This window comes from Sneathiella sp. (assembly GCF_002694385.1).
Lineage (GTDB): Bacteria > Pseudomonadota > Alphaproteobacteria > Sneathiellales > Sneathiellaceae > Sneathiella.
The window spans coordinates 155,510-181,604 of record NZ_NZMB01000021.1; the positions used below are offsets into that span (position 1 = coordinate 155,510).

At 51.2% G+C, this 26,095-nt stretch carries 26 protein-coding genes and 3 pseudogenes; 19 read left to right on the forward strand and 10 right to left on the reverse strand.

What is annotated here, in order from left to right:
* Position 1: 1 nt before the first annotated feature.
* Positions 2–406 (reverse strand): DUF5681 domain-containing protein, encoded by a 405-nt coding sequence (locus tag CMN55_RS14745; RefSeq protein ID WP_293950647.1) that lies wholly within the window; start codon positions 404–406, stop codon positions 2–4.
* Positions 403–1,764, reverse strand: coding sequence for a site-specific DNA-methyltransferase (locus CMN55_RS14750; RefSeq protein ID WP_293950649.1), 1,362 nt, complete (start codon positions 1,762–1,764; stop codon positions 403–405). The genes CMN55_RS14745 and CMN55_RS14750 overlap by 4 nt, the downstream gene beginning before the upstream one ends.
* Positions 1,765–2,865: 1,101 nt before the next feature.
* Here CMN55_RS14750 and CMN55_RS14755 point away from each other — a divergent pair.
* Complete coding sequence (locus CMN55_RS14755) at positions 2,866–4,896, forward strand: ATP-dependent nuclease (protein WP_293950651.1); 2,031 nt, start codon at positions 2,866–2,868, stop codon at positions 4,894–4,896.
* A complete protein-coding gene (locus tag CMN55_RS14760; RefSeq protein WP_293950653.1) occupies positions 4,878–6,944 on the forward strand; it encodes a UvrD-helicase domain-containing protein in 2,067 nt (688 codons plus the stop codon). The genes CMN55_RS14755 and CMN55_RS14760 overlap by 19 nt, the downstream gene beginning before the upstream one ends.
* A 314-nt stretch (positions 6,945–7,258) precedes the next feature.
* Here the strand turns inward: CMN55_RS14760 and CMN55_RS14765 are convergent, their stop codons facing one another.
* From CMN55_RS14765 to CMN55_RS14775, 3 genes are all read right to left on the reverse strand, one after another.
* Complete coding sequence (locus tag CMN55_RS14765) at positions 7,259–7,765, reverse strand: DDE-type integrase/transposase/recombinase (protein WP_293950698.1); 507 nt, start codon at positions 7,763–7,765, stop codon at positions 7,259–7,261.
* 149 nt (positions 7,766–7,914) lie between these two features.
* Complete coding sequence (locus CMN55_RS14770; protein ID WP_293950655.1) at positions 7,915–8,493, reverse strand: ImmA/IrrE family metallo-endopeptidase; 579 nt, start codon at positions 8,491–8,493, stop codon at positions 7,915–7,917.
* Entirely contained in the window at positions 8,494–8,847 is a 354-nt protein-coding gene (locus tag CMN55_RS14775) for a helix-turn-helix domain-containing protein (RefSeq protein ID WP_293950657.1), read from the reverse strand.
* Between the two features lie 108 nt (positions 8,848–8,955).
* Between CMN55_RS14775 and CMN55_RS14780 the strand changes: the two genes are divergently transcribed.
* Both CMN55_RS14780 and CMN55_RS14785 read left to right on the forward strand, forming a co-directional pair.
* Entirely contained in the window at positions 8,956–9,180 is a 225-nt protein-coding gene (locus CMN55_RS14780) for a DUF2188 domain-containing protein (RefSeq protein ID WP_293950659.1), read from the forward strand.
* 56 nt (positions 9,181–9,236) lie between these two features.
* Positions 9,237–10,124, forward strand: a complete 888-nt coding sequence (locus CMN55_RS14785) for a hypothetical protein (protein ID WP_293950661.1) — start codon at positions 9,237–9,239, stop codon at positions 10,122–10,124.
* 176 nt (positions 10,125–10,300) lie between these two features.
* On the opposite strand, the gene CMN55_RS14790 is transcribed toward CMN55_RS14785, so the two are convergent.
* Both CMN55_RS14790 and CMN55_RS17330 read right to left on the reverse strand, forming a co-directional pair.
* The gene (locus CMN55_RS14790; protein WP_293950663.1) at positions 10,301–11,200 is read right to left on the reverse strand and encodes a bacteriophage abortive infection AbiH family protein; all 900 of its coding nucleotides are present in this window, start codon (positions 11,198–11,200) and stop codon (positions 10,301–10,303) included.
* 358 nt (positions 11,201–11,558) lie between these two features.
* Positions 11,559–11,699, reverse strand: a complete 141-nt coding sequence (locus CMN55_RS17330) for an integrase core domain-containing protein (protein ID WP_366932081.1) — start codon at positions 11,697–11,699, stop codon at positions 11,559–11,561.
* Positions 11,700–11,878: 179 nt separating this feature from the next.
* Between CMN55_RS17330 and CMN55_RS14795 the strand changes: the two are divergent.
* Positions 11,879–13,017: pseudogene (locus CMN55_RS14795) on the forward strand (IS3 family transposase).
* Positions 13,018–13,054: 37 nt separating this feature from the next.
* Positions 13,055–13,551, forward strand: a pseudogene (locus tag CMN55_RS17335) (IS6 family transposase).
* A 259-nt stretch (positions 13,552–13,810) separates the two neighbouring features.
* Here CMN55_RS17335 and CMN55_RS14805 read toward each other — a convergent pair.
* The 3 genes and pseudogenes from CMN55_RS14805 to CMN55_RS14815 form a co-directional block, all read right to left on the reverse strand.
* Positions 13,811–15,271 carry a GntP family permease gene (locus CMN55_RS14805; protein WP_293950667.1) on the reverse strand — a complete coding sequence of 487 codons (1,461 nt, stop codon included), beginning with the start codon at positions 15,269–15,271 and terminating at the stop codon, positions 13,811–13,813.
* Positions 15,268–16,332, reverse strand: coding sequence for a patatin-like phospholipase family protein (locus CMN55_RS14810; RefSeq protein ID WP_293950669.1), 1,065 nt, complete (start codon positions 16,330–16,332; stop codon positions 15,268–15,270). Before CMN55_RS14810 ends, CMN55_RS14805 begins: the two co-directional genes overlap by 4 nt.
* A gap of 382 nt (positions 16,333–16,714) precedes the next feature.
* A pseudogene (locus CMN55_RS14815) lies at positions 16,715–17,736 on the reverse strand (IS110 family RNA-guided transposase).
* A 743-nt stretch (positions 17,737–18,479) separates the two neighbouring features.
* Between CMN55_RS14815 and CMN55_RS14820 the strand changes: the two are divergent.
* The 13 genes from CMN55_RS14820 to CMN55_RS14880 form a co-directional block, all read left to right on the forward strand.
* Positions 18,480–18,812, forward strand: a complete 333-nt coding sequence (locus CMN55_RS14820; RefSeq protein ID WP_293950671.1) for a hypothetical protein — start codon at positions 18,480–18,482, stop codon at positions 18,810–18,812.
* The gene (locus tag CMN55_RS14825) at positions 18,805–19,059 is read left to right on the forward strand and encodes a hypothetical protein (protein WP_293950673.1); all 255 of its coding nucleotides are present in this window, start codon (positions 18,805–18,807) and stop codon (positions 19,057–19,059) included. The genes CMN55_RS14820 and CMN55_RS14825 overlap by 8 nt, the downstream gene beginning before the upstream one ends.
* Positions 19,052–19,720, forward strand: a complete 669-nt coding sequence (locus tag CMN55_RS14830; RefSeq protein ID WP_293950675.1) for a methyltransferase family protein — start codon at positions 19,052–19,054, stop codon at positions 19,718–19,720. The genes CMN55_RS14825 and CMN55_RS14830 overlap by 8 nt, the downstream gene beginning before the upstream one ends.
* A 92-nt stretch (positions 19,721–19,812) precedes the next feature.
* Positions 19,813–21,126: an APC family permease gene (locus tag CMN55_RS14835; protein WP_293950677.1), complete on the forward strand. Its 1,314-nt coding sequence runs from the start codon at positions 19,813–19,815 to the stop codon at positions 21,124–21,126.
* Positions 21,127–21,234: 108 nt separating this feature from the next.
* Complete coding sequence (locus CMN55_RS14840; protein ID WP_293950679.1) at positions 21,235–21,834, forward strand: RNA polymerase sigma factor; 600 nt, start codon at positions 21,235–21,237, stop codon at positions 21,832–21,834.
* 134 nt (positions 21,835–21,968) lie between these two features.
* On the forward strand, positions 21,969–22,523 hold the full coding sequence (locus CMN55_RS14845; RefSeq protein ID WP_293950681.1) for a phasin family protein: 555 nt from the start codon (positions 21,969–21,971) through the stop codon (positions 22,521–22,523).
* Positions 22,523–22,810, forward strand: a complete 288-nt coding sequence (locus CMN55_RS14850) for a hypothetical protein (protein WP_293950683.1) — start codon at positions 22,523–22,525, stop codon at positions 22,808–22,810. The genes CMN55_RS14845 and CMN55_RS14850 overlap by 1 nt, the downstream gene beginning before the upstream one ends.
* A gap of 1 nt (position 22,811) precedes the next feature.
* Positions 22,812–23,594, forward strand: a complete 783-nt coding sequence (gene fabI, locus CMN55_RS14855) for an enoyl-ACP reductase FabI (protein WP_293950685.1) — start codon at positions 22,812–22,814, stop codon at positions 23,592–23,594.
* 58 nt (positions 23,595–23,652) lie between these two features.
* Positions 23,653–24,351 (forward strand): CBS domain-containing protein, encoded by a 699-nt coding sequence (locus tag CMN55_RS14860; protein ID WP_293950687.1) that lies wholly within the window; start codon positions 23,653–23,655, stop codon positions 24,349–24,351.
* A gap of 229 nt (positions 24,352–24,580) precedes the next feature.
* Positions 24,581–24,889 (forward strand): hypothetical protein, encoded by a 309-nt coding sequence (locus CMN55_RS14865; protein WP_293950689.1) that lies wholly within the window; start codon positions 24,581–24,583, stop codon positions 24,887–24,889.
* A 152-nt stretch (positions 24,890–25,041) separates the two neighbouring features.
* On the forward strand, positions 25,042–25,599 hold the full coding sequence (locus CMN55_RS14870; RefSeq protein ID WP_293950691.1) for a cupredoxin domain-containing protein: 558 nt from the start codon (positions 25,042–25,044) through the stop codon (positions 25,597–25,599).
* 63 nt (positions 25,600–25,662) lie between these two features.
* On the forward strand, positions 25,663–25,791 hold the full coding sequence (locus CMN55_RS14875) for a hypothetical protein (protein ID WP_293950692.1): 129 nt from the start codon (positions 25,663–25,665) through the stop codon (positions 25,789–25,791).
* A gap of 4 nt (positions 25,792–25,795) precedes the next feature.
* On the forward strand, positions 25,796–26,095 hold a 300-nt coding region (locus CMN55_RS14880; protein WP_293950694.1), incomplete at its 3' end, for a DMT family transporter.

A 26,095-nucleotide genomic window follows, 5' to 3' on the forward strand; every position in this document is an offset into this window, starting at 1 on the left:
GTTATTCGTCATCGATGATCTCTCCATATTGCTTCACATATTGTTCAGGCGTTATTCCTTTCGGAGCGATCATGACGCCGCCGCCGTATTCCGGGGGCGGGGTATCAATAAGGCCATGATCCTCGCAGAGCTCGACAAGCCGGATCAGGGGGGTGATTTCTCCTTTCATCATCTGCTGAACCATTCGCCAGACCATGGCTTCAAAGGGATGTATCTTTCTGGCCTTGCCGTTAATTTTCATCGCTACCGGTTCGTCGAGAAAAGCCGAGATATCGACCGGGCCGGTCTTCCTGCTCTTCGGTCGGCCCTTCGGGTTGCCCGACTGTCCTTTCTTCCAGCGGGTTGCCTTCGGCGGACGGCCATGACCGACCTCATAGTCGTCGCCAGGCGTTTTCCTATCCGTCATGATGCCCTCCCGTCGTGATTGCTGTCCGGGGTGGGGAGAGAACTCTCGCCGGCCTCCTGCGCCCGGTCGGCAGCGATCTCATCAAATGTCCGGCCGGTTTGCTTATGGATCGCCGGGGTATTTGCCGCCTCTGCGAGCCGTTTGATAATGACGTCGCAGTAGCGCGGATCAAGCTCGATGCCATAGCCGCGGCGTCCCGTTTTCTCCGCCGCGATCAGGGTCGTGCCGCTGCCGGCAAAGGCATCCAGCACAATGCCGTTCCGCTTTGAGCAGTCGAGAAGGGCATCGGCAACAAGAGCCACGGGCTTTACCGTCGGATGCAGGGCGAGATCGGCATCACGGGTTTTACCGAAACTGTTGATCCCGGCGTAGGTCCAGAGATTGGTCCGGTTTCGCCCGTGTTTGCCGAGTTCGACATTGTTGATATGCTGGCCCGCCCCCGCCTTGAAGACGAAGACTAGCTCGTGCTGCGATCGGTAAAGCGATCCCATGCCGCCGTTGGTCTTTGCCCAGACGCAGATATTGAGAAGGGAAGGGTAAGCCATCTTGCCGGCCGCGGTCATCTCGCCGGTATGGCGCCAGTCCATGCAGATGAACTGGACCGCACCATCCTGGCTGAAGCGGGCAAGGTTCAGGAAGACAGTACCAAGAAAGGCGGTAAAGGCGTCCTCGTCCATTTCTCCCGCCGCCATGGCGAATTCGCGATGGCGAACCCTGCCGAGGCCGCAGACATGACCGTCGACGGGGACATTATAGGGCGGGTCGATAAAGACCAGCTGTGCCCTGTCATCGTCCAGAAGGGCGGCATAGACATCCGCATCGGTGGCATCGCCACAGATCAGCCGGTGTTTTCCGATCTGCCAGATATCTCCAACCTGCGTGACCGCCGGTCCGGTATCCGGGAGCAGGATATCGTCTTCCGGATCCCCTAGCGTATCCTCATTGAGCTCGCCGATCAGGATATCAATCTCGGGGGCATCGAAGCCGGTGAGGGTAATATCGAAGTCGAGATTGACCGCCAGCAGTTCCTGCAGCTCGATAGCGAGGATCTCGCGGTCCCAGCCGGCAAGTTCAGCAAGGCGGTTGTCGGCAATGATATAGGCGCGGATCTGTTCTTCCGTCAGATCCGCAAGGCAGAGGGTCGGCACGCTCTCCATCTTAAGGAGCCGTGCCGCCTCGATCCGGCCGTGGCCGGCGATGACACCGCCCGCTTTATCCACGAGGACCGGATTGGTAAAACCGAACTCTTCGATGCTGTCGGCGATTTGCCGGATCTGCTTTTTTGAATGGGTGCGCGGGTTGCGCGCGGCGGGAGTGAGTGCGTCAAGGCGCTGCTGCTTTAGGGTAATCTTTTCCATGGTGCTAAAAGCTCCGTAATTACCGGAACCGGCCATAAAAAAAGCGCAGTCCCGGAAGTTTCCGAAAACCACGCTCACACCATGGAAAGCTATGGACCCTTCAGGAGAATGCGCCGGACCATGCCCCGCTTTTCTCTCCACCGAAAGAAGGGTCCCGGCAGGGCCATGCCTGACGTTCGCCTTCTCCTAAGGCATATCAAACATAGGATAAACTCGCGGGGATTGCAAGGGGAAATATCGGCTAAGTCCTTGCGCAACAAATGACAACTTGGTACAGGTGTGCCAGAAGAGGGGCTGATTAACCGGAACAATGTTGATAGATAGCGGCTTCAAACCTTGTAGTCTTCCGCACCAGTTTGTGATGGTATTGAGATACTTTTGGATCGAGAAAGAGTTGAAACTTTGAATGCCATTCGAGTTTCACGGGATACTCAGACTCATAACCTGAAGGTCGTAGGTTCAAATCCTGCCATCGCAACCAATCATTACAACGGCTTAGCAATAAAACGCTAAGCCGTTTTTGCATTATGGGCTACCAGTGGGCTACTCTGTGTAATGTAATCTATAGCTTGAAGTAGAGCAGATTAGTGATTGAAATTCTCATTTTAGTCAGTATTTGGCCTAACGAAGACATTTGTTTGAATGGCTCAATGTTCCGCTATTCCGACTTTTGACACTTTCGCACGACTACGCTTCTTAGTTGCTCTGAGCGGAGAGTTGTCATTCGCCGCAGGCGCATCGTGATCTAGTTACCTTGAAAAACTAGACATTGGTGGTGTTCAAGATGAACGTTTGGCCGCTCATCCCCAATCAGGGGGACGCTCCTGCCACCCCCGATGCACGCATAACCAGGAAGGAGACCAGCTCTCCCTCCATGAACCTCCGATCGCTAAGGGGAGCTTTCTGCGCTCTTCTGCACCCATCGACCACAGGGAATGTCTTCCCATTTGAATCTCCGACCAACCTTCAGCTAGTTGGAAGCTGAATGCTCACCACTATGTGGGGGCCGACTACACTTTGCGCGCAGGCAGGCAGCGTGATAGTCTCACAAACAAACCGGCGGTTCCAGAAACGAGCTGCCAAATCAGGCGTATTCTCGACATGCACATTGAACAGATTAAAATTGAGAACTTTCGGCTACTGCAAAATTGTTGCCTCGACATGCGAGAGAAAACAACTCTTCTTGTCGGGAAAAACAACACTGGAAAAACCTCTTTTGCCGTTTTGCTGGAAAGATTTTTGGAGAGACCCGATCATTTTACTTACACGGACTTTCCGATCCAGATACGACAGAAAATACTCGGTATTGACGATGACACGAATGCCGAGGAGTTCGCGATCAGGCTGGTACTGCGCATAGCTTATGACGAGACCGACAACCTTTCCATTCTCTCCGAGTTCATGCTGGACCTCGATCCGACGCGCCGACATACCAGCATCCTTTTCGAATGTTGCATTGACAAAAGTAAGCTGCTTCGCGCGCTACCGGACGATCCGAAAGAGCGAAAGAAATTCATTGAAAACAACCTCAGTGGAAAGTTTCTGAATATTAAAGTTTATGCGTTTGATGATTTTGGTCACACCGAGGAAACGCCGTACTACATGGCACATCGCGATCAACTGGAAGAGAAAGAGCGATCCGAAGTGCGGGAGCTTTTGAATTTTCAGGTTATTCATGCCCGCAGAGATGTTGCGAGCTCGGAAAATGCCGGACGTGGCGCAAAACCTCTGTCGGCAATATCTACCAAGTTTTTTCGAAAGCGCGACATCGAGGTTGATGACGATGACGAGACAGCGGGGTCAGATGGTGAAAGCCTTGAAAAGCTCAGGTCGATGCTTGCCGGCATTGATGACCAACTCGGAGAGCAATATGCGCAGGTTTTCGGGGACTTTTTAAAGAGCTCCCACGACTTTCTGGAATTGGGTGACTTGAAGGTCGTCTCCAACATTCAATCGCAGTCACTCATCGAAACCTCGTCGCAAGTCATATACGGCGAAACCGACAACTTTCTTCCTGAGCACTACAGCGGACTCGGATATCTGAACATCCTTTATCTACTGTTGCAGATTGAGTTGTGCCGAGACGACTTTGCCAGACGAAACGCCCCGCTGAACCTCCTGCTTATCGAAGAGCCTGAAGCACACACTCATCCGCAGATGCAGTACGTTTTCGCTGATAAAATCCATGGATTGATCTCGAAAATTCCAAATTTGCAGGCTTTGTTGACGACCCATTCCTCCCACATCGTTTCGAAATCGAACTTTGAGGACATTAGGTATCTTTCACGACAGTCTCCCGCGGAACCTGTCACGATCAAGAACTTTCACACTGATCTGAGCGCCAAGTACAAAGAGCTTGGGGCGGACGGAGTAGCGCTCTTTCAGTTTCTCAAGCAATACCTCACAATAAACTCTGCGGAACTGTTCTTCGCAAGCAAAGCGATTTTCATCGAGGGAACCACGGAACGCATCCTGCTTCCTTTATTCATCGAGATGCATGACAGGGAGAACGTCGATGAGACGGCGGCGGGCGGGCTGTCTTCGCAAAACATATCCGTTCTTGAAGTCGGAGCTAATGCGCGTGCGTTTGCTCCGTTCCTTGAGTTCATTGGCGTTCGCACATTGGTCATCACCGATATCGACACAACCAAAGCTGTTGTCAGTGAGGGGACAGGAAAAACCAGCTATCCTGCCTGTCCTGTTGCAGAGTCGAGCAACACCTCAAATGAATCCCTGAAGCACTTTCTTTCAGCCCCTGATCCAAAGGAAGTGAGCGAGTTCTCGGACTGGCATAAGCGCCTGATAGATGGAACTGCTTCTTCGGACGAAGGGCAGATTAAGATTGCCTACCAGCTTGCGGAGGATGGTTACCATGCAAGAAGTTTTGAAGACGCCTTCGTTTCGATCAACCTAGAAAAAGTCAAGGCCCGCAAGGATATGTTGGCGGGTTTGAAAAACAGGGGCACATTGGATGCATTTAGTGGCAATGACTTTTATTCTCTCACAAGTCAGATACTCGGAAAGAAATCCGATTTTGCTGGGTCGGTTTTGTACCTGGCGCTTGTGGAGCGCGAAAGCTGGCGTGCGCCCAAATATATCATGGATGGTCTGAAATGGATTCACAAAAATTGAATCCGGTAGATCGGATCGCAGAGCTTGTTTCCGGCGGCGAGAATTTCGTACTTCAAGGCGGGGCCGGCAGCGGAAAGACCGAGAGCCTGAAGAGGGTCGTGCAAAAGGTTCTGAAGGCCAATCCGAGCCTTCTTATTGCGTGCATCACTCATACGAACAAAGCGGCAGACGAAATTGCTGACCGTGTATCCGGCGACATCAAGGTTTCAACGATTCATTCGTTCTTGGGAGAGATCATTTCACCGTTCAAGAAGAACATCCAACAGGTTTTCCCGAAGCTCTTCGAGCTACCTGACTTTGTTGCCCTTGGAGATGAGCACTACGACGGCGACGAAAAGGTGAGGAAAAAGGGTGAGCATGACCGGTTTAAGAAGGCGCACGGCCAGCTCGAAAACCGCCGCAGGACGGTATTAAGTGAAGAGACGCCGAAAGTCACCGGAAAACGGGATTACGACAAGGATCCCGACAAATACAATGCGCAGCTCAATGGGTTGATAGGCGAGATCAACAAAGAAATCTGCGAGAAGCTGGCGGCGAGACAACCGAACGAGTTCTTCTACAACGATACTGCCTTTGATAATTTCAACGATCCTTCATACGGCCATGATGGCCTGATCGCTTTGGCCTGCCATATGTTTGAAGGCTTCCCGTTGCTAGGCAGGATCGTATCAGATCAGTATGACTGCATCCTTATTGATGAGTATCAGGACACAAGTGCAGTTGTCGTTTGTGTCCTCCTGCGCTGTTTGCCCGAAGAATCGAAAACCATCATTGGATTGTTCGGCGACTCTGAACAGGCCATCTATTCAGATGGCATTGGAAGCGCTCAGTCACATATCGATGCTAAAGAACTCATTCTTGTCGAGAAGGAGGACAATTATCGGTGCTCCCCCCAAGTAATTGATTTTTCCAATCAGTTTCGGACAGACGGTCTAAAGCAGGATGTAGCGCTGAAGTCGCTTGATATCGGAACTCTTGAAACCCTTGAAAGTCGCCAAGGCAGCGTGAAGTTACTGTACGGTTTGGCTCCTGTGGAGGTCGATACGGGAGATAAAGCGGAAGATCGGAAGGCAAAAGCATTGTTCAGAAGCGCACTTAACGAACTGGTTGAAAAAGCCGCCTCTGAATATCCGGGCTACGTTCAATTGAAACTTACGAATAAGTCTATTGCGAACGATGTCGGTTTCGGAAGGTTATATCAGATCTTCGATGATCGGTACTCCGAGCCACGGGACCGCATACGTAAGACGCTCGACAGGTTGCAGTTTGGCGAATTGATTGAACTGGTTGCTCTGCACAGGAGTTTGCCAGGTGATAGACGTTCGTATAATCGATTGATCGCGAAATTGCGGAAGCGCGGGTTCTCTATTTCATCAGTGGCAGATAAGGCAAAGCTGGATGAGATGCTTCGCTCGTTCGGGTCGAAGGATCGCGCCGCCTATGAGGCCATAGAGTATGCCGCCGAATGTGGCTTGATGAAATTTTCGGACAGCCACAAGGCATTTGTTGATCGGCGCAATGAGCTTTTGGCGAAGCTTGCAGATGATCCTGTCTTTGCCGAGTTTGAAGGACTATACCGGAACAGCCATCGTACCAAACTCCAAATGTTAAAAGAGGTGGCTGCCACGAGTATGAAGCACATCAGCGCTGAAATGCTTGAGCAGGAGTACGATGACAGATTAAAAGACCTGAAGCAGAAGAGTTTCCTTGAATCTATGTTTTCGCCGGATTTGGCCCTTAGCGAGATATTGGCGTTTTATGAGTATGAGGACAGTGAAGGCGAGTATTCTACGATGCACAAAACGAAAGGAACGGGTATTGAGAATGTGCTTCTCGTTATCGACGAGTATGGCTGGACGACAGCGTATGATTTTGTGAGTTGTTTTGCAAAAGACATCCCAGAGTCAAAACGAGAAATTTCGTCAAGAAAGCTTCTTTATGTTGCAAGTTCGCGAACGAAGAAGAATCTCGTGTGCGTTCGCCTAATGAAAAGTCAAGAAGAGGCCGATCAGATTGCATCATTTTTTCCTGAAGCCGTGAAGCTCTAGCGGTTGACCAGAGATTGCCGCAAAAACTTTTGGATGGCATACATAAGCATTAGGGAGCCTCGTCAAACGCTCACGCGGGTTCAGTCCCCAGGCTAGATTCCTCACAATTGCGAAATCGATCATGTCGACGAAGGTCCGGAACGGGTCGAAAGTGACAATGCGAAGTAGATGCTTCTTTGCTGCAAAAAGTGTTTTTAACCCGTTTTTACGAACAAATGTAGTAATAATTGTATCCGTTCCGCCGTTCCGGGGCCTAGGGGCCGGAACAGCGGAACGGGGCGTATCGTATCGTTACGTAGGGATTTAGGGTGTTGTCACATTAACTTACGGTAGGCGCGAAGGAACCGAAGTAACAATACACAGGCAGCGGTAGTCGCAGATTTCCAAATGCCAAATGCTTCAGAGCGGCATTCCTTGAAGTATGTTCGTGTAATTAGGTGACGTTGGGTATAAAAAATATTGTATGTGGCTGAGTGGATATTGAGAAACTTCTGAGCAGATCCCGGCGATTTAAATTTCTGCATCTTTCGTTCCTGCTTTCGGATAGGAAGATGTGAATTTTCAGCTCTATTATTCGCTCTTTTGTTATCAATATGCTCGGTGTTCAAGCCTAGAATTCGAAAAGCTTTATGATAGGATTTCAGTTTATCTGTTATTAGCGTTGGCGCAAAACCTTGTTTCTTCAATAATTTTTTTATTAGTTTCAAGGCAGCTTTGGCATGTTTCTTTAATTGTACGAGAAAATCTAACACTTCACCTTCGTTATCAATGGCGCACGATAGCAAGTATCGAGCATACAGCCAGACAGCATGCTGAATGATTTGAGGCGAGAAACGATGGCGCTGATAGGAGAGCTTTTTGCATCAACCAAGATTAGATTGTCATGCATTTTCTCGCGACAAAGTAAATGTGACAACACCGTGGTGCGTTAGCGAGACAATAATTGGCGGGTTGATGAGGCGTAAGAATCTTACCAACCAGATCTTTTCTGAGCGCGATTCAATGCCCACCGTTTTGCATCGGATTTTCGTATCCTAAACTCTAGTAACTGCTCGCTAACATGAAAGTATTGGCATGCTTCGTCAAGTGACAGAAAATCCTCCACAGCAACCAGTGCTGCGGGTTTAGGAACAAGCAATGTAAACCCCAAATCGTGCGCTTCTCGCTCCATGCGTTTATCGAAATTTCGGCAACCATCTTTCAGCATTGGAGGTTTGGGAGGATGGCCTAAAATAATGTGGGCGAGTTCATGTGCGATATTCGAATTTTGACGATAAGGGTGGTGGCTGTCGTTATGGATTATCTCTTTATAGGTCCCGTTATTTAGTGTTACAGCTGAGAAATCATTTTGTCCGCCGTTTGTAAAATGCTCGACAACATCGGCTTGTATATTCGGGTGTTTGGTTAGTTCCCAAACAGGAATCGAAAGGTGATCCGCCAGTTCCAGAGCAGTCAATGGGCTGCAATCGGTCAGTCCTAGTTCTTGTCTGAACTCCTTTGCGTATTCTTCTGATTCTTTGATGAAACCCCTGCGGTGTCGAAAAGCCAATTATTTTTTCCTCATATGCTCGTATGCTGATTTCAACATGGTTTCCAAGGCGACCGCACTATCACCTTCAAGGTTTTTGTCAGCACGCAGTAGTGCCGAAATCTCCGATAATGGTTCGGATTTGGCCAGCGTGGCTGTATTAGACCTGTAGAATTTCTTGACATCAATGCCGGACCAAGAGGCCAGCCCCGCGAGTGTATCAACGTCGGGTCGCTTACCTTGACCCATTCTGGTGAGAGTTGACGCTGAGACATGTGCCTCCGAGGCGACTTTCTTCCAGGTTATCCCCTTTGATTGTCTATGGCCGTCTAAAGCCGCGTAGAACCCTTCCGCATCAAATTTTTCGTTCGACATATGAGCTCCAATTTCATTATTGCAATTTTTTTTAAAATGTGGCATTGCTTGTGGTGACGATTGCAATATAGCAATTTAAAATCACTGTAGCAATAGGAGATCGGGCATATGTCCAAGCGCAATCAACATGTGACGCCTCATCCGGAAGGCTGGGCTGTCCAAGGAGCTGGATCGCAGAGGGCGACCAGTGTTCATTCAACACAAGCGGAAGCAATCAATCGCGCACGTGAGATCGCGCGCAATCAGGAGACGGAACTTTTGATACATGGGCGGGATGGCCGCATTCGGGAGCGCGATTCCTATGGAAATGACCCTTATCCGCCCAAGGGGTAAAAAAGGACTCATTGAGTCCTTTTTTTAATGACACAACGGAATAGAAGCGCATTGAAGTGAATACCAACGCCTTACAAATCCTTGAAGAAATAGGTATCCAGCTTGATAACGGTCAGTTTCCTTGTGTGCACAATGGCGGAATTGTAATGCCCAGCAAGGCTGCCATTTCCTATAACGCACTGGGCAAGGAGAAAAGTGATGCCGAAAGACAAGCCAAGACACGATCCACAGCCGGATCACGGAAACGGACCGCCCGCAGGCAAGGGGCGTCCAGACGATGTCGGGAGGCCCGTGACGCCTCACCGCTCATCAACGCAAAAGTTCGTAAAAACTATTTGCGAGACTTGAAGCGTGTAACTAAGGCGTATCCCGCTATAAAAGTGTGGGATACGCCAACCGGCTTGTGGTTGCGAGCACCGGCTATGCCTGTTCAGCATTCAAACCGTGAGGTCACCTTTTTGATATTCCTTCCCTATCCAGAAGGTTTGCCGTTAAAAGCATGGGCGTTCTGGTCAAGCATTATGGGGTATACATGGATTGGACCACGGCATACCAATGCCCCAGATGGGAGTATTTGTGCGTTCGAACCGGGGGATCATTCGTGGCAGCAGGGTGACAAAATAGTCAGGCTGCTTGACATATTTTGTGTTTGGGCTGTCCGTCATTTGCATCTTGAAAAGATAGGTCGCTGGCCGGGTTATCAGGCCGTTCCACATCCTTATGAACGTCTGATGGAAGTGCAAGATAATGAATATTGTGGTTGTGACAACGCAGGGCGGCGATATGCGGACTGCTGCAAGCAAGACGATTTGGCGCTAGGCCATGAAAGCCTAAGGCACGATTTCGAGGCCAAATATGGTCATTCGAAGGTCGTTCCAAAAGTCATCAAGAATTTTGTTGAGGGAAGTGGTCCGTTGCCCGTAATTTGTTACCCATCTTTCTAAAATCCGGTCCTGACCTAACCATTGGGGAAATGTCGGCTTCACGTAAAATTCGAAGGTCAAACTCCGAAGGATCGCCGATTTTTGCTAAGTGATCAGGCTTGCCTACAGGTCGCTGATTATGCACTGGAATCTGCTGGCGCTGCGGTCCAGTTACAAAAGGTACGGACCTGTCAAAATTAGAACTGTAACAGTCTTTTATATTCAACGTGCTTTTGGTCAATGCCAAGTGCGCAGATCCGCTCCTCAGCTTCCGTGGAATCTTTATGATAGCTAACCGTCCATTTGACGGTCGCATGGTTAATATTATTGATAATTTCTTGGAAATATGGCGCGTCAACATCTGCCAAAGAATGCCCCATGATGAGGATCTCCTGAACTGTGTTCAAACCTGCAAAAAAGAGGCTGTTTTTTGCTATGATTTTCTCACAGGGTTTAAATGTCTGTGAAAAATAATCGTCAACAATCCGATTGCCTTCAATCACTCGTGTGTCTGCTTCTTCTTGGTTGATGTGGTGATTTAATGATTCCTCTGGCTCTCGTTCCCAGCCATGACCAATTATGATGTCACTATCTGGCTGATCGGCTTTCCCATGAATATGCAGAATATGGGCGTCGTCAATACAGTAGGTTTTTTGAAGCGTATGAGTGTAATTGAAATTGAGGAATTGCGCTGCCGGGTCGATCCTAACCCGAATTGCATTTGTTAGCTGTTGGGTCTTAGGTATCGGGAGTTGCCTGATCCATGACGCGAAATGTCGTCGCATCGTTGATGAAATAGCGTCAACCGTACTATCTAATTCAAATTGATAATCGTGGTGATAGGAATCGCTCCAATCATCTGCTCCGTATGAGACCAAAAAATTACTGGCATCATCAATTAGCGTGTCCGTATCGAAAAAGGCCAGCATTTCTTCAAACTGCCACCAAGACTGGTCGTTGACCGGGAAATACCGTTCGATAATTTGATAGGTCTCATAATCTGTTTTTTCCAGATATGCCCCAAAGTCCTTGTAGTCGGAAGGAATCCCGTGATGGCGATCAAATCCATTGCCAATGATGTACAGCTTATTTGTCAATATTTTTCCCTTTAATCTATGAATAATAGTGAATATTTAGGGAGGCGTCCGCTAGCGTTGCTACATTACCTTTATGGCAAGGAAATTAATGCTGATCTAGTTAAGAGCCTCAGTGATTTGGAACCGGTGTCTTTTAAAGCTGTTGATATTTCAAAAACAGAAGATCTCTCTATCGACCTCAAGTCATTTCTTATCGACGCGGAAACGACCGAGCTTCTCCATTAGCTTCACACCAAATTGAAATCGGTTTTGGATTACTGCGACAGCTCAGCAGGCATTGTCACGGCCGCAAATGATTTTTTTATTCTAAAGCGAGAGGACGTAGTGCGGTATGGACTTAAGCTGTAAAGCCCCCTTGTTATGTACCATTATTTGATAAAATTTCGGGAACGGGTGGTCTCATATTGAGGGCCTGATGAGGTCTGATGTGATTATACTGCCTGCGCCATTTGTTGATGACAGTTTTGGCCTGATCAATCCCGATTGTTGTAACATGCATAATAGATGGCTCGTTCTCATTGTTGGCTCAAAACAACTCCAGCATGGCACAAATGATGCCGAAGGGGGGAGCCGTCCACACCATCAGAGGAAAATCGGGCTTTGACCGTATCTTGGCAATTGAGATGCCCCTAGATTTGTAGACATCTTTTTGGCTAATTATGAGACAAGGAGATTGTTATGGTCAAAGTTAATTTCAGTGATGAATTCAAGCGTGATGCTGTGCGTCAGATAACGGAGCGCGGGTATCCTGTTTCCGAGGTGTCGAAGCGTTTGGGGGTCAGTTCGCATTCGTTATATGCGTGGAAGAAGAAGTTTTCTGATGCCCCAGAGGGGATGATAAAGACACAGAGATCAGGCGTCTGAAGCGCGAATTGGAGCGTGTCACAGAGGCGCGCGATATCCTAAAAAAGGCCACGGCGTACTTCGCTCGGGATGCAAAATGAAGTACGCGTTTATTGCCAGGCATCGTTACAGTTTTCCGGTTCGCACGATTTGTAAACTACTCCATATTCACCCCAGTGGTTTTTACGCCTGGCTCAGGCGCCCGATCAGCAGTCGTGCCCGTGAGGACGCACGGCAGACGGAGCTTATCAAGAAGGCTTGGCTTGCCAGTGGCAAAGTCTATGGGTATCGCAAACTGCATCATGACTTGCGAGATCAGGGCGAAGAATGTTCAGCAAATCGTGTGGCGCGTCTGGCAAGCCTTGCAGGGATCAAAGCACAACTTGGCTATAAGCGGCGGCCAGGAAGATACAGTGGCAGGCCTGCCATTATTGCAGACAACAAGGTTGCACAGAAGTTTGAGACAAACACTCCGGACCAGGTGCGGGTCACAGATATTACCTACTATTCGGACCCATGAAGGGTAGAGCTATCTAGCGGTTGTGATAGATCTGTTTTCCCGCCGTGTTATCGGCTGGTCAATGCAATCAGGGATGACGACAGATCTTGCCTTGCAGGCCCTGTTGATGGCGGTCTGGCGGCGCAAGCCAACGCAGAAAGTAATCATTCATTCTGATCAAGGCAGCCAATTCACCAGTCAGGAATGGCAAACTTTCCTGCAAACACATAACCTTGAGGCCAGCATGAGCCGGCGCGGCAATTGCCATGACAATGCTGTAGCTGAGAGCTTCTTCCAACTACTCAAAAGAGAAAGGATACGGCGGAAAACCTATGCAACACGTGCTGAGGCACGATCAGATGTGTTCGATTACATTGAGATGTTCTGCAATCCAACATGCAAACATACTAACAACGGGATGCTGTCACCTGTAAACTACGAAGAACAGTACAATTTGATGAACAGTGGTGTCTAACAAACTAGGGGCATCTCAAATTCCATAGAATCCTGGAATGAAAAATTATAATCCATTCCGCTATTTCAATACATTGCCTGAGATCATCCGCCTGGCGGTGATGATGTATGTCAGATTTCCCCTTTCGCTTCGCAACATCGAAGATTTTCTTCATGAGCGCGGCATTGATATCAGCCATGAAACAGTCCGCTGATTTTTCTTAAGAAACTTATGAAACGGTATGGAAAACCGCAAGAAATAGTAACGGACAGATTACGTTCATATCGTGCCGCAATGACGATGATTGGAAATGAGGCATCGCAAGAAACTGGCTGTTGGAAGAACAATCGCTGTGAAAATTCTCACCTGCCATTCCGGCGACGAGAATACGCAATGCTAAAGTTTAGACGCTTGTGAAGTTTGCAGAAATTTGTTTCTATTTACGCATCAGTCCATAACTACTTCAACCATGAACGTCACCTAAACAACCGAGAAACATTCAAGCTTCAACAAAATGCCGCACTAGCCGAGTGGCAGCAACTTAGCGCGGCATAACAGAAGAGCTTTCATGCCATTTTGCGCCAAACAGAGACGAGGCCGCATTTGTCTGACAGCACCGCGGGCAGAGTTTTTGATTACATCGGGGAAAACCCCGCTGAAAATGACCCTCAGTGAGATAGAAAACGTGCTCGGCTCTATGCTGCCGCCCAGCGCTCGTAAGTACCCGGCCTAGTGGGCGAATGATACGAGTCCGGGCAGACATTCAGATGCTTGGCCTTCGGCCGGATGGGAAACCGAAGAGCCCGCCCTTTTTTCAGAAGGCGCCGAATATAGTCGCTGCGGCGATGGCCACGACCAACGAGACCAGCGGGAATATGACCGCGACCATCGCAAGATCGCCGTAAGAGTCGCGGTGGGCTAGCCCGCATATTGCCAGTAGCGTCACCACCGCGCCATTATGCGGCAAGGCATCCAGCCCACCTGTGGCAATCGCAGTTATCCGGTGCAGGGCTTCGGGCGCAATGCCCGCCACTTGCCCCATCTCAAGGTAGGTATCGCCCAGGGTGGACAGCGCGATGCTCATGCCGCCCGAAGCCGACCCGGTGACCCCGGCAAGAATGTTGACCGCGACCGCCAGTGAGATCAAAGGATTATCGCCGCCCATGCCCAAAACAACCTCGCGCAGCGTCGCAAAGGCGGGCAAAGCGGCCACGACGGCTCCGAAGCCGACCAGCGACGCGGTGTTGAAGATCGGGAGAACCGAGGCGTTGGCCCCGGCATCCAGCGATTTTCGTAAGGATGCTAGACGCTTCCAGTTCAGGACAATCAGTACCAGTATGGCCGTACAAAGCGCCAGAATGATCGACCACAGCCCGAGTACATCCGGCAGGCCGACGGCGCCGTAAAGCGGCTCGGACAGATATTCGACGTGCCAGGACGGGATCACGATGCCTGAGAACACATAGTTGGCGGTGATCACGACGAAGACAGGCAGCACTGCAAGCGAAAATCCCGGCAGAGCAGTGACCGGTACAGCCGTCGTGTTAGTGGTGTTGATTTCCCCAAGATCATAGCCTTCGCCAGCCGAGCGTTGCCGCATCGCGTCATCCGGTTCCGAGGTCGCTTCGTCATGCGCCCCATAACCTTCGCCGCGTACCCGCGCCCGCGCCGCGCGGTGCATCAGCCACCACTGACCCGCTCCGAACATGACCAGAGCGGCCAGAATTCCGATGCCTGGGGCGGCAAAGGGAGTCGTACCGAAATAGGGCATCGGGATCGCGTTTTGGATAGCCGGTGTTCCTGGTAATGCGGTCATGGTAAATGTGAATGCTCCCAGCGCAATCGCTGCCGGGATCAACCGCTTGGGGATGTCGGCCTCGCGAAACAACGAGGCGGCGATCGGGTAGATCGCAAAGGCCACGACAAACAAGGATACACCGCCATACGTCAGGATCGCGCAGGCCAACACCACGGCCAGGATCGCCTGCCTGTCCCCAAACCGCGCGACCAAACCCGCAGCGATGGACTTTGCTGCGCCGCTATCGTCCATCAACCGGCCAAAGATCGCGCCCAGCAAGAACAGCGGAAAGAACGAGATGACAAAGCCGCCTGCCGAAGTCATAAAGACCTGGGTGTACAGCCCCAGCAGGGGAGCGGCGGCAAAGCTGGCGGCGACCATCGCCAGCAACGGCGCCAGGAGCAATACCGAAACGCCGCGATAGGCCAGAAAAATCAACAATCCCAGAGCCAGAAGAATACCAGCAAACCCGGTCATGAGGTACCTTTGTCTTTACATTCGGAGGCTTCAGGAAGGCGAAGAGATCCCTCGAAGAGCGTTTCAGGATCGAAGGTTGACCGCTCTCCCAACGCCGCGAAGTTGGTCTTGATCCAAGTTTCAGCAGAATTACGTCCCAAATCACGCAATTGCAGCAGGAAATCCAACCGGGAGTTCATCTTGGAAGAAGACGATAAATGCTCAAGCCCTTCGCCGCCGATGCGATGCAGATGCATGTCACGATAGCGTTCGGCCTCCAGCCCCTCGGTGTTGATGATGCGTTGTAACAGCGCGATCGAGCGCAATTCCTTGATCAGGCTGGAATTAAACGTGATTTCATTCATGCGGTCGCGGATCTCTATGGCGGTAGTCGGCACGTTGTCGCGCCGGATGGGGTTGATCTGGACGATCACCATATCGCGACAATCGCTTTCGTCGACCAGCGGAGACAGCGCTGGGTTACCGGTATAGCCACCGTCCCAATAAGCCTCATTACCAATCTCCACTGCTTTGAACATATCGGGAAGACAGGCCGACGCCATGACCACATCCAACGTGATTTCACCCTGACGGAATACCCTTGGCAAGCCGGTGCGGACGTTGGTGGCAGTCACGAATAGACTAGTGGTCGCACATTCGTTTACCCGATCAAAATCAACCTGCTTTTCAAGCACGTCGCGTAATGGATTCAGGTCAAATGGGTTCAATTGATACGGCGAAGCCAGACGTGCCAATGCGTTCATCCCGATGTAACCGGGAGAGGCATCAAGGCTACCGCGGCCAAATATCCGGTCTATCAGTCCGGGTTTGATCGGGCTGAACCGGGCCGCGTCGCTGATCGCGCGCCAAAATCCGTCGAGCGCTTCACGCGCTCCGCCGCGCCCGCCACGAGTCAGGCCATCTGCCAGCGCAACAGCATTCATCGCACCGGCGCTGGTGCCACTGATTGCTGCGATCTCGATCCGGTCATCCTGCAAAATCCGATCCAGAACGCCCCAGGTATAGGCGCCGTGGGAACCACCACCCTGAAGGGCCAGTTCAATCTTTTTGGTCGCGGTCATTTTGGGTCCCTCTTTTTTATCCAACTGACGCCAAATTCGGGCCAGAAACGGCAGAGCTCATTCCATCCACTCTATCTACCGATACCAGCATGGGAAAGCAACGCCATTGGCGGTGACATTGCCAAAGGGGATCGGGCATTGTCACGTATGGACGCCTCCTGAATTGCAAGAGATTTCTGATTTGGTGGCTCGACGAGTTTGCAGTCATGTATCCGGCCTTTCGTTGCGGTACGATAACCGCTGGCCCTGATGGAATCCGAAGGAGCGACGCCCAGTCAGAAGATCGAGCTTTGAACTCGGACAATGCCGCGGGTTTGATCGCTCCCGGTTGACCCTGTTTCGCCATCACATCGTGAGTCCCCTCGCAATCTGATCCTGCCCGTTACGCAGACACCGCCTGATAATCGCGCTGATGCCTGAGCAGTGCCCAGGCGACCCGCGCCGTCTTGTTGGCCATCGCAACAAGGACGACGTTGTTAGGTCGACGGGCCAGAAGTTGATCGCTCCAACCGGCACCTGTTTCCGGCCTCACGCGATGCCAACGCAGCACAGTTCGGGCGCCGTGCACAAGCAGGCGCCGGATGTACCCATCTCCCCGTTTTGATATTCGTCCCAGCTTGTTCTTGCCCCCACTCGACTGTTGCCTGGGGACAAGACCGAGCCAGGCTGAGAGTTGCCGTCCCGAGCGGAACTGGCTACCGTCACCGATCGTTGCCACCAGGGCTGTTGCGGTGATCACTCCAACCCCGGGGATCGTCTCCAGTCGGCGACTTGCCCCGTTTGATCGGTGCCAGGCCAGAAGCCTTGCTTCCAATGCCTTGGCCTGGGCCCGGACTACATTGAGTTGCTCAACCAAAAGACCGAGAGCTTCGCGGGCCAGATCGGGAAGACGAGTATCCTCTGAATCATGGATGATGTGTATCAGGTCGGTCACTTTGGAAGCACCTTGCGCAGAGATCAGCCCGAACTCGTCGCAATGCCCCGAAGCGCGTTGATCAGCATGGTGCGTTGGCGCACCAGCAATTCCCGAGCCCGGTGCAGCATCAATATGGATTGCTGCTCAGCGCTCTTGATCGGGGCAAAACGCATCGTTGGGCGCAGCAGCGCCTCACAGATCGCCTCCGCATCACAGGCATCGTTCTTGTTGGTCTTCACAAACGGATTCACATATTGCGGCGGAATCAGTCGCACCTCATGACGAAGCGCCTGCAACTCGCGAGCCCAGTAATGGGCACTGCCGCAGGCCTCCAGCCCGATCCGGCACGGTGGCAATCCGGCAAAGAACCCCAATACCTGTCCCCGGCGCAGTTTCTTGCGCAGCACCGGCCTGCCATCCTTATCGGCCCCGTGAACCTGAAACACAGTCTTTGCCAGGTCCAGCCCTATTGTCGTAATATCTGTCATGGTCGCCTCCTGCCGATGAAGTTCTGCAACTTCCATTATGGCGCAACTAACGCCCGAACAGGAGGCGTCCATCCCATCATAAGAAAATAGCTCGAGACGGGGTTGAATGCGATCTAGCCTTGGAATATGATAAATAAAAACCCATTCCGCTATTTCAAGACGTCGCCCGAGATCATCCGCCTTGCGGTGATGATGTGAAACAAAGGCGAAATGGAAATCGTCAGGACTGAAAAACCCGAGGTGCTGTCTTGCGTCACTCAGGCGCGATAGTCTGATAGGATTCAGTTCTCGCGAAAAGCCTCAGGTCAGCGGTTGTAAGATAAAAGCCGCGTTTAAAGGCCGGAGACATGGTCGCAACCCGCCGCCAAAAAGCATCACATTTTTACCTTGCCATAGGAGCGCATCCAGACAGGACATCATCCCGTCGCTTTTTCATTAGCTTTGTTCAGAACAACACCAGGCAATTTCTGAGCCTGTCAATTGCGCGATCAACTTTCCATAGTTACGGTGGCGACGTCATCATACGAAACTGCGCGGAAGACGGCCTGAGAGTTGAGGCATATTTGCCGCTCTAACCGGCTTTCTTCTTTGCTCGATCGACGCATTTGTAACAATTTGTAACCGCTTCTTAATCTGTCATCAAATGTGACCGAAATACGCGGTCATCGCCTCGACATGTCATTCCGACTAAATAAGTATAGTTGCGTCAAACTATAAATTTCAATGCACGGATAGCGAACAAAATGAGTTCACTTTTCTTTTTTTTAATGATGCGATTTTTTTGTGGCGCACATATCATGGGCTATAAATCAAAGCACAAGCATTCTGAAGATGAACAGATCTCCCCATCGTATAAATCGCAGGAAATGCTTTGGGTCGTTCCAGCACGCGATATAGATCCTGTCTGCGGCACACAAGTGAACACAAATAACGCGAAATCGACTGTTCACAATGGTTCTGCTTATTATCTGTGTCCGCGAGAGTGTCGTGAAGTCTTTGAGGTAGGCTCAGAAACGTATCTCGGTATCGAGAACTTACAATTGTTATCCTCTGGATCGGAGACGACACATGCTTGACCTAGTCGCAGAAAATACTTCTGAGATGCGTCACGAATTCCGCATAAGAAGCCGCCCCAGTTTTCAACTGCCGGTTGCGGCACTCGGAATGAGCCTTGGACTTTTCTTTGTAATCACCTTTATTGGGCGGGCGACGCCGGCGTCAATCCAATGTATGTCCCAGTCGGACAGCGATGTGCTGGATCCGAGCCAGGCAAGCCAAAGACCAACAATCGGCCGGGATACAGATGGATCAAACCATGAATGAATCGTTTAACCACGCAGGAACCTGGGGCATCGCACTGATCGTTATCGTCTTGGTGACTTGGTTTTTCTATCGCAATTTCGCGCCGAAGAACTGGCGGGAATGGGTCGGCGCCGGGGTGGTTCAGGCCTTTATCATCGCGCTTTATGCAGAAATGTATGGCTTTCCGCTCACCATCTATCTGTTGGTGCGTTTTTTCGGTCTGGATAGCGAATATGTAAGCGCCAGCTTATGGTCGACCCTGGTAGGGTTAGGCGAAACCGGCATGTTAATCTCAATGCTGCTAGGCTATGCGCTCGCCTTTATCGGGATAGGTCTCTTTATTCAGGGGTGGCGTCAGGTTCACAAGGCACGAGGCGAAAACCGTCTGGTGACAGACGGTTTGTATGCGTATGTGCGGCATCCGCAGTACACGGGGCTGTTTATTGCCCTGTTCGGAGAAGGCGTGGTGCATTGGCCAACGCTTTTCTCGGTCGGTTTCTTTCCAGTGATCGTGCTTGTCTACACATGGCTGGCTCTGCGAGAGGAACAGCAGGTACTCAAGCAGTTCGGCGAAGCTTACCGCGCCTATCAGCGGCAGGTGCCAATGTTCATCCCTCGTTGGGGCCGCTGGCGTCAACTCGCGGCCGCTTCACGAGACGGCAGTGATGACGCGGCCGCGTGAGGGCACTGTCAGACAAACCTCTTGAGTTTCGAGCGGCGTCCATAGATGACAATTAAACTAAAGTATATTTTTAAAGTAACCGAGAGGGCAGGATGAAATCTGACTACCAAGCGAATAGCATCACACTGATCGGCGGCGTCTCGATGGGCACCGGCGTTATGATCGGGGCAGGGATCTTTGCGCTTACCGGTCAGATCGCAGAACTTGCGGGCCCGTGGTTTCCACTTTCTTTCATCGCAGGTGGGATCGTCACCGGGTTCAGCGCCTACACCTATGTGAAGATGTCGAACGCCTTTCCGTCCGCTGGCGGAATCGCGATGATCCTGCAGAAGGCTTATGGTACGGGGGCGATCGCGGCGGCGGCGTCTTTGCTGATGGCGCTCTCTATGGTTATCAGCGAAAGCCTCGTTGCGCGGACCTTCGGCACTTACGTTCTCAGGCCCTTCGATCTGGAGACGAACAGTTTCCTTGTGCCGGCGCTTGCCGTTGGACTGATCGCATTCGCCTATTTCGTCAACATCTCCGGAAACCGTTCTATCGGCCTGTTTTCGATCATCACGGCATTCCTGAAAATCGGCGGCATCGCGGTCTTCGGCATTGCGGCGCTCGCCGTCAGCGGCTTTTCGTTCGGGCCCGCTTCCGGATCGTCTGAAACCGTGCCGATCGCCGGCTTTACGGCATCAATCGCGCTGTCGATCCTTGCGTTCAAGGGCTTCACCACGATCACCAACAGCGGCGCTGAGATCGTTGATCCACACCGTAATGTCGGTCGCGCGATCGTCCTTTCCATTGCGATCTGCGTGGCGGTCTATCTGCTGGTCGCATTCGGGGTCGGCTCAAGCCTCTCGCTTGAGGAAATCGTCGCCGCCAAAGATTACTCCCTGGCCGAAGCGGCGGAGCCTGCCTTTGGCCCTTATGGTTTCTACTTCACCATCGCGCTTGCGATTGTCGCCACTGCCTCGGGCGTGCTCGCAAGCGTCTTTGCCGTCTCGCGCATGCTGGCGATGCTGACCGACATGAAAATGATTCCGCACAGCCATTTCGGCATGTCCGGTCCGATCCGCGAACATACTCTGGTCTACACAGTTGTGATCGCGGCGATGTTGGCGGTGTTCTTCGATCTTAGCAGGATCGCGTCGCTCGGCGCCTTCTTCTATTTGGTGATGGATATCTTGATCCATTGGGGGGTGTTCCGTCGACTGCGCCACGAGATCGGCGCAAGCGGTTGGGTATTGATGACGGCTATCGCGCTCGACGTGATTGTGCTCGGCGTTTTTGGTGGCATGAAGCTGCAATCAGATCCGCTGATCGTGGTCATCGCGCTCGGTTCCATTGCCGCTGTGTTCGTCTACGAGCGTTTCTTTTTGTCACGCTGGACCGCCGAGGAAAAACATGGCGGTCACTGAAGACTGGGCAAGCCACCGCTCACCATCTGGCGATCACGCTGTTTTCGACATGTGTGTGGCCATAGGAGAAGGCGGTCACTCGCCATATTTACGAAGCAAGCTAGGAACATGACGGACAACAAAAGCAGTGAATCACCACGAGATGCCGTCCATGCGGTCATGGTAGAGACTCAACAGGATTTCTTTCGCTTTCTCGCGTGGCGACTCGGCAATGAGGACGAGGCGGCCGACGTCTTGCATAATTTTTACGTCAAAGTGCTCACCAGAATAGATGATGTTCGCGATACGGAAAAGCTGCGAGCCTGGATGCGGCGGGTGCTGGAGACGAGTTTGATTGACTATTATCGCGCTCAGGGTAAAAGGCGCCAAACAAACGCAGAATACGACTACCAGGAATCGGTGCTCTTAACGGGCGATGCCAATGGCGATCTCGATCTCATGGTCTGTATGTGCCTTTACAAGCTACTTCCGACCTTGAAGTCGGAATATGCGAATATCCTATGGCGTGCCGACTTGATTGGCGAGTCTCGCCAAAATATCGCTGACACGCTTGGCGTGACGGAGAGCAATGTTCGGGTGCGTCTACATCGGGCTCGCCAGGCTCTGCGGCAGCGGCTAGAAGAGACCTGTCGGACTTGCTCAATACATGGCTATCTCGATTGCGAATTCGGCTACGCCGGCCATATTCGTTTGGGGATCGGGCCGTGATCATCCGAACTGTAACGAATAAGTCCCCGGACCGTCTATTATTTGAACAACGACTTGAACGTTTTGGAGCATCGCTGCGCATCAGCTTCAGGCCACCCGTTCTCGATCAGATATATCACTTGAAGGAGTCGATCATGCTAGATAAATCCAAATACACCAATCCGGCGGTTCTGCGTTATCGGGGGCTTGACCTCGAAGCTATGACGGCCCTGCAAATGCGCAATGTTGAAACGCTTCGGAGCATGACAAATCTCATGTTCGATACGACGGAAATGGTTACTAGGCGTCAGGCCGAATTCCTTGGATCCCGCGCCGATCACATCAGTGTGGCTTTCGAGCCGGGCGAAGGTGCATCGGATCCAAAAGCTCTCTTCGAACGGCAAGTCGAAGCCTATCGCGATCTCTTCGACGCGCTCGCCAACCATGTGGGGGAACTTGCTGAGATCACGTCCAAATGCTGCGCCGGTCTGGTGGAGGAGGCGACCGGGAATATGATTGATCTTCCCACGCGTGAAAGCCCTACGGAACGGCCGGAGAAGAAGGCTGGATGCTGCTGCGGTCCTAGCAAGAAAGCGGTTGAGAACGAGGTCGAAAGTCCCATTGCGGAAAGCCGCACGAAGCAGCCCGCAAATGAAGGTCTCGCAGCTTCGAAAACCGGTACGGGAAAAAGTAGCGGCGGGCAGATTTGATGAATACGCTTTTTTACCTAATTGTTTGGGCCGTGATCATTTTTGTGATGATGTGTTTTGGCGATGGCGTCCATGTTTTAGAACACGGTCGCGGCAAGGCCAAGCAAGCCCCTGTGTTGGGGGTGGCGCGTAAGGGTATCGGCAGTTGGGTGAGGCGTCTACGTGCTAAAGCCCTGACCCAGGCTGCGCCCTTATCGGTCGCCAGTGTTTCTCGTCCCTCAATAGTATTACCCGTGGCAAGGCGGATTTCGTCCGGACAGCTTGGCCAAAGAAGGGAAAAAGCGTAAAATGGAACTCATCGATATGAAAGGCCGAAAGGGGTTGGTGGTGGGAATCGCCAATGAACACAGCTTGGCCTGGTCGGCGACGCAGCATTTTCGGAATGCAGGCGCCGATCTTGCCATCACCTATCTGAACGACAAGGCCAAGCCCTTCGTTGAGCCGCTTGCGCAAGAGGTAGACGCGCAGCTTTTTCTACCCTGCAATGTTGCGGAATCGGAGCAACTGGAAGCCGTATTTGCAGCGATCAGGCAGAAATGGGGTCGTTTGGATTTTCTGCTTCATGCGATCGCTTGGGCCCGGAAGGAAGATCTCCATGGTCGGTTGACCGATTGCTCGGGAGAAGGCTTCGCTGAATCTATGCTTATTTCGTGTCACTCTTTTATCCGCATGGCGAACCTTGCTGAACTTCTCATGGACAAAGGTGGTAGTTTGACGACGCTCAGCTACTACGGTGCCGAGAAAGTGGTCGACCATTACAATGTGATGGGGCCGGTGAAAGCCGCACTCGAAGCATCGGTGCGCTATCTGGCCCATGAACACGGAGGCAAGGCCATCCGGGTGAACGCAATCTCAGCCGGGGCGGTTGCGACACGCGCTGCCTCAGGTATCGAACATTTCGACGAATTGTTGAACGAGACCATTCGTAAAGCGCCACTGCGGCGCACGGTTGACAGCAGCGAGGTGGGGCGTACGGCGCTTATGCTGGCGAGTGATTATACGAGCGCTATTTCGGGGGAAGTCCTCCATGTCGACGCAGGCTTTCACATCGAAGGGATGGTGTTTCACTGATCGTCGACCTGAGGCTACATAATGAGAGAACACGCAATAATCCAGGAGGTAAAGTTCAATGCAAGTAAAAGATATAATGACGACGACAGTAGCGGTTGTGCAGCCTGACACGAGTATACAGGAGATCGCAAAGCTATTGTTAGAGCGTAGAATAAGTGCCGTCCCTGTCGTTGACGCAAATGGCCAAATCCTCGGCATCGTGAGTGAAGGCGATCTTATGCGACGTTCTGAGACGGGAACCGATCGTCATCCGTCCTGGTGGCTGAGCCTTGTCGCCAGCCCGGAAGAAAGGGCGATAAACTACATCAAATCTCATGGTGGTCATGCAAGAGATATCATGACGTCCGATCTATTCTCCATCGGTCCAGATGCTCCATTGGAAGAAGTAGCCAAAACGCTCGAAAAACACCGCATCAAGCGTCTTCCCGTGCTTCGTAATGATAGGTTAATTGGTATTGTTAGCCGTGCCGATTTGTTGCAAGGTCTTGTCGCCTTCCAAGCGGGGAATGGTACTTCGGCAGATGATGTAGCGCTCAAAGCAGCTGTCGAGGCTGTACTATCAGAAGCCGATATCCGCCGAGAGTTTGTGAGTGTCGTTGTCTCCGGCGGAATTGCCCATTTATGGGGTGCAGTTGAATCTGAAGCAGAAAAAAAGGCGGTCAGTATTGCGGTTGAAAATGTGCCAGGTGTGAAGGGTGTACAGGACGAAATCAGTATATTGCCGCAAAGTGTAAGATCCACCCTTTGGGCGGAATGATCCGGCTCTGTGCTTACCGATTGGTCAATACTTCATTTCACCAAGCGCTAGATAGAATAAAGAGGTTAAGTTTGGTTGTGAAGTTTATTCGCAATGACGATAATAAGTTCCGGGTTGCCGATTGAAAATACGAGGCAGAGGTTATATATAAATGTTCCAAACTCTCAGTTTTATGTAAGTGCAATTTTTGAAAATAGACCACCGAAAACAAAACTGGCGCAGGAAAGGCGTGAGCATTTTTATGGTTCTCGCTGTTGTGCTTAATGTTTTTGCGATAATACCTTCTGCCGAAAGTCACGAGGCTAATGAGAGCCCTTCTCATTTTATGGTTTCAGCGACGGGTGATTTGTCTAAAAGTCATGAAACTGACCGGCATAATCATATCGAAAAATGTGGCATGGTCTCTTGTGCGATTGGCTTGCCCGCGAATTTTCAAGTAACAACAACGACATTCGGAATTAAAACGCCGTTTGACGTCATTGCCGTGCAAGTACTTTCCCTCGCTTCTGCGCCGCCCGAGCACCCACCAAAGATTTAGTTCCTCTTTTAGGCCATTTCTCAAGACAGCCATGATTGTGCTGTCAATGCGGTTATGCGCCTTTTCCAAACTTCGACTATTGAAATTTGAATCTGTCTCCCTGCCTGACTTAGTTGTGGTTCGCTTGTGGAGACTTGAATAGGAACTAGACTATGAAAATTAAGCGTACATTTTTGTCCGGCTTTGCCGGTGTAACCCTCACAGCTGTTGTTGCCCTGAGTTCCGCTCTTGCTTGGGCAGCCGGCACCCACGATGGCGGTCACGGCGGGAAATCGGGAATTGGTATCCCCGGTAACGCCGCAGACGTCACTAGAACCATCGAGATCGAGATGGGGGACAACTATTACGAACCGGAAGAGATTTCCATCAAGAAAGGTGAAACGGTTCGCTTCAAGATCATCAATACCGGAGAATTCGTGCATGAATTCAACATCGGGACAGCCGCCATGCACGCTGCACATCAGGAAGAAATGATGATGATGATGGAGCATGGCGTTCTGGAAGCCGACAAGATCAACCGGGACATGATGAAGATGGATATGGGAAATGGCAAGACCATGGAACATAACGATCCGAATAGTGTGCTGTTGGAGCCGAAGGAAACGGCGGAAGTCATCTGGAAATTTTCGGATGATGCCGAACTGGAATTCGCCTGCAATGTTCCCGGTCATTATGCCTCCGGCATGATGGGTGAGGTTCACTTTGAGTAAATGCTTTGCGCAGCCCCTAGCGGCTGCGCATTCCAACTTTTCAAAAAAGAAAGGAACAGCAGGATGAGAAATTCATTCATGCAAAAGGCGTGGTTTGGCCTTGCGATGGCCGCAGGGATTGCTCTTGTGCCCGGCTTGAGTATTGCGAAAACCTATAACCTGACAGTCGACAAGGTGCTTAGACGCCCTTAGTGCAATGGGCTGGCAACTCGTCCTCGGGAGTTGCTTTCTTGCACTGATCGCCTTTTTTACCGAAGAGACCCAAATAACCTGGAACACACCTTTTATTTTAAGCCTCTTGGGTCTGGCTCTGCCAGGAACTGCATTAGCCTATTGGTTATGGTGCCGCGTGCTAGGACAAGTGCAACTGAACCGCGCCAATGCATTTAGTTTTCTAGTACCAATCTTCGGGCTAATCATAGGGGTGACTTTCTTTCAGGAACGTATTGGGATTTTATCGGCAGTCGGTATCGGCCTGACAGTTTCGGGTATCTTG

Coding starts and splice junctions, on each gene's coding strand:
- CMN55_RS14745 (WP_293950647.1), bottom strand. CDS start 406: ATGACGGATAGGAAAACGCCTGGCGACGACTATGAGGTCGGTCATGGC.
- CMN55_RS14750 (WP_293950649.1), bottom strand. CDS start 1,764: ATGGAAAAGATTACCCTAAAGCAGCAGCGCCTTGACGCACTCACTCCC.
- CMN55_RS14755 (WP_293950651.1), top strand. CDS start 2,866: ATGCACATTGAACAGATTAAAATTGAGAACTTTCGGCTACTGCAAAAT.
- CMN55_RS14760 (WP_293950653.1), top strand. CDS start 4,878: ATGGATTCACAAAAATTGAATCCGGTAGATCGGATCGCAGAGCTTGTT.
- CMN55_RS14775 (WP_293950657.1), bottom strand. CDS start 8,847: ATGTCGAACGAAAAATTTGATGCGGAAGGGTTCTACGCGGCTTTAGAC.
- CMN55_RS14780 (WP_293950659.1), top strand. CDS start 8,956: ATGTCCAAGCGCAATCAACATGTGACGCCTCATCCGGAAGGCTGGGCT.
- CMN55_RS17330 (WP_366932081.1), bottom strand. CDS start 11,699: ATGCATGTTACAACAATCGGGATTGATCAGGCCAAAACTGTCATCAAC.
- CMN55_RS14805 (WP_293950667.1), bottom strand. CDS start 15,271: ATGACCGGGTTTGCTGGTATTCTTCTGGCTCTGGGATTGTTGATTTTT.
- CMN55_RS14810 (WP_293950669.1), bottom strand. CDS start 16,332: ATGACCGCGACCAAAAAGATTGAACTGGCCCTTCAGGGTGGTGGTTCC.
- CMN55_RS14820 (WP_293950671.1), top strand. CDS start 18,480: ATGAGTTCACTTTTCTTTTTTTTAATGATGCGATTTTTTTGTGGCGCA.
- CMN55_RS14825 (WP_293950673.1), top strand. CDS start 18,805: ATGCTTGACCTAGTCGCAGAAAATACTTCTGAGATGCGTCACGAATTC.
- CMN55_RS14830 (WP_293950675.1), top strand. CDS start 19,052: ATGAATGAATCGTTTAACCACGCAGGAACCTGGGGCATCGCACTGATC.
- CMN55_RS14835 (WP_293950677.1), top strand. CDS start 19,813: ATGAAATCTGACTACCAAGCGAATAGCATCACACTGATCGGCGGCGTC.
- CMN55_RS14840 (WP_293950679.1), top strand. CDS start 21,235: ATGACGGACAACAAAAGCAGTGAATCACCACGAGATGCCGTCCATGCG.
- CMN55_RS14845 (WP_293950681.1), top strand. CDS start 21,969: ATGCTAGATAAATCCAAATACACCAATCCGGCGGTTCTGCGTTATCGG.
- CMN55_RS14850 (WP_293950683.1), top strand. CDS start 22,523: ATGAATACGCTTTTTTACCTAATTGTTTGGGCCGTGATCATTTTTGTG.
- fabI (WP_293950685.1), top strand. CDS start 22,812: ATGGAACTCATCGATATGAAAGGCCGAAAGGGGTTGGTGGTGGGAATC.
- CMN55_RS14860 (WP_293950687.1), top strand. CDS start 23,653: ATGCAAGTAAAAGATATAATGACGACGACAGTAGCGGTTGTGCAGCCT.
- CMN55_RS14870 (WP_293950691.1), top strand. CDS start 25,042: ATGAAAATTAAGCGTACATTTTTGTCCGGCTTTGCCGGTGTAACCCTC.
- CMN55_RS14875 (WP_293950692.1), top strand. CDS start 25,663: ATGAGAAATTCATTCATGCAAAAGGCGTGGTTTGGCCTTGCGATGGCC.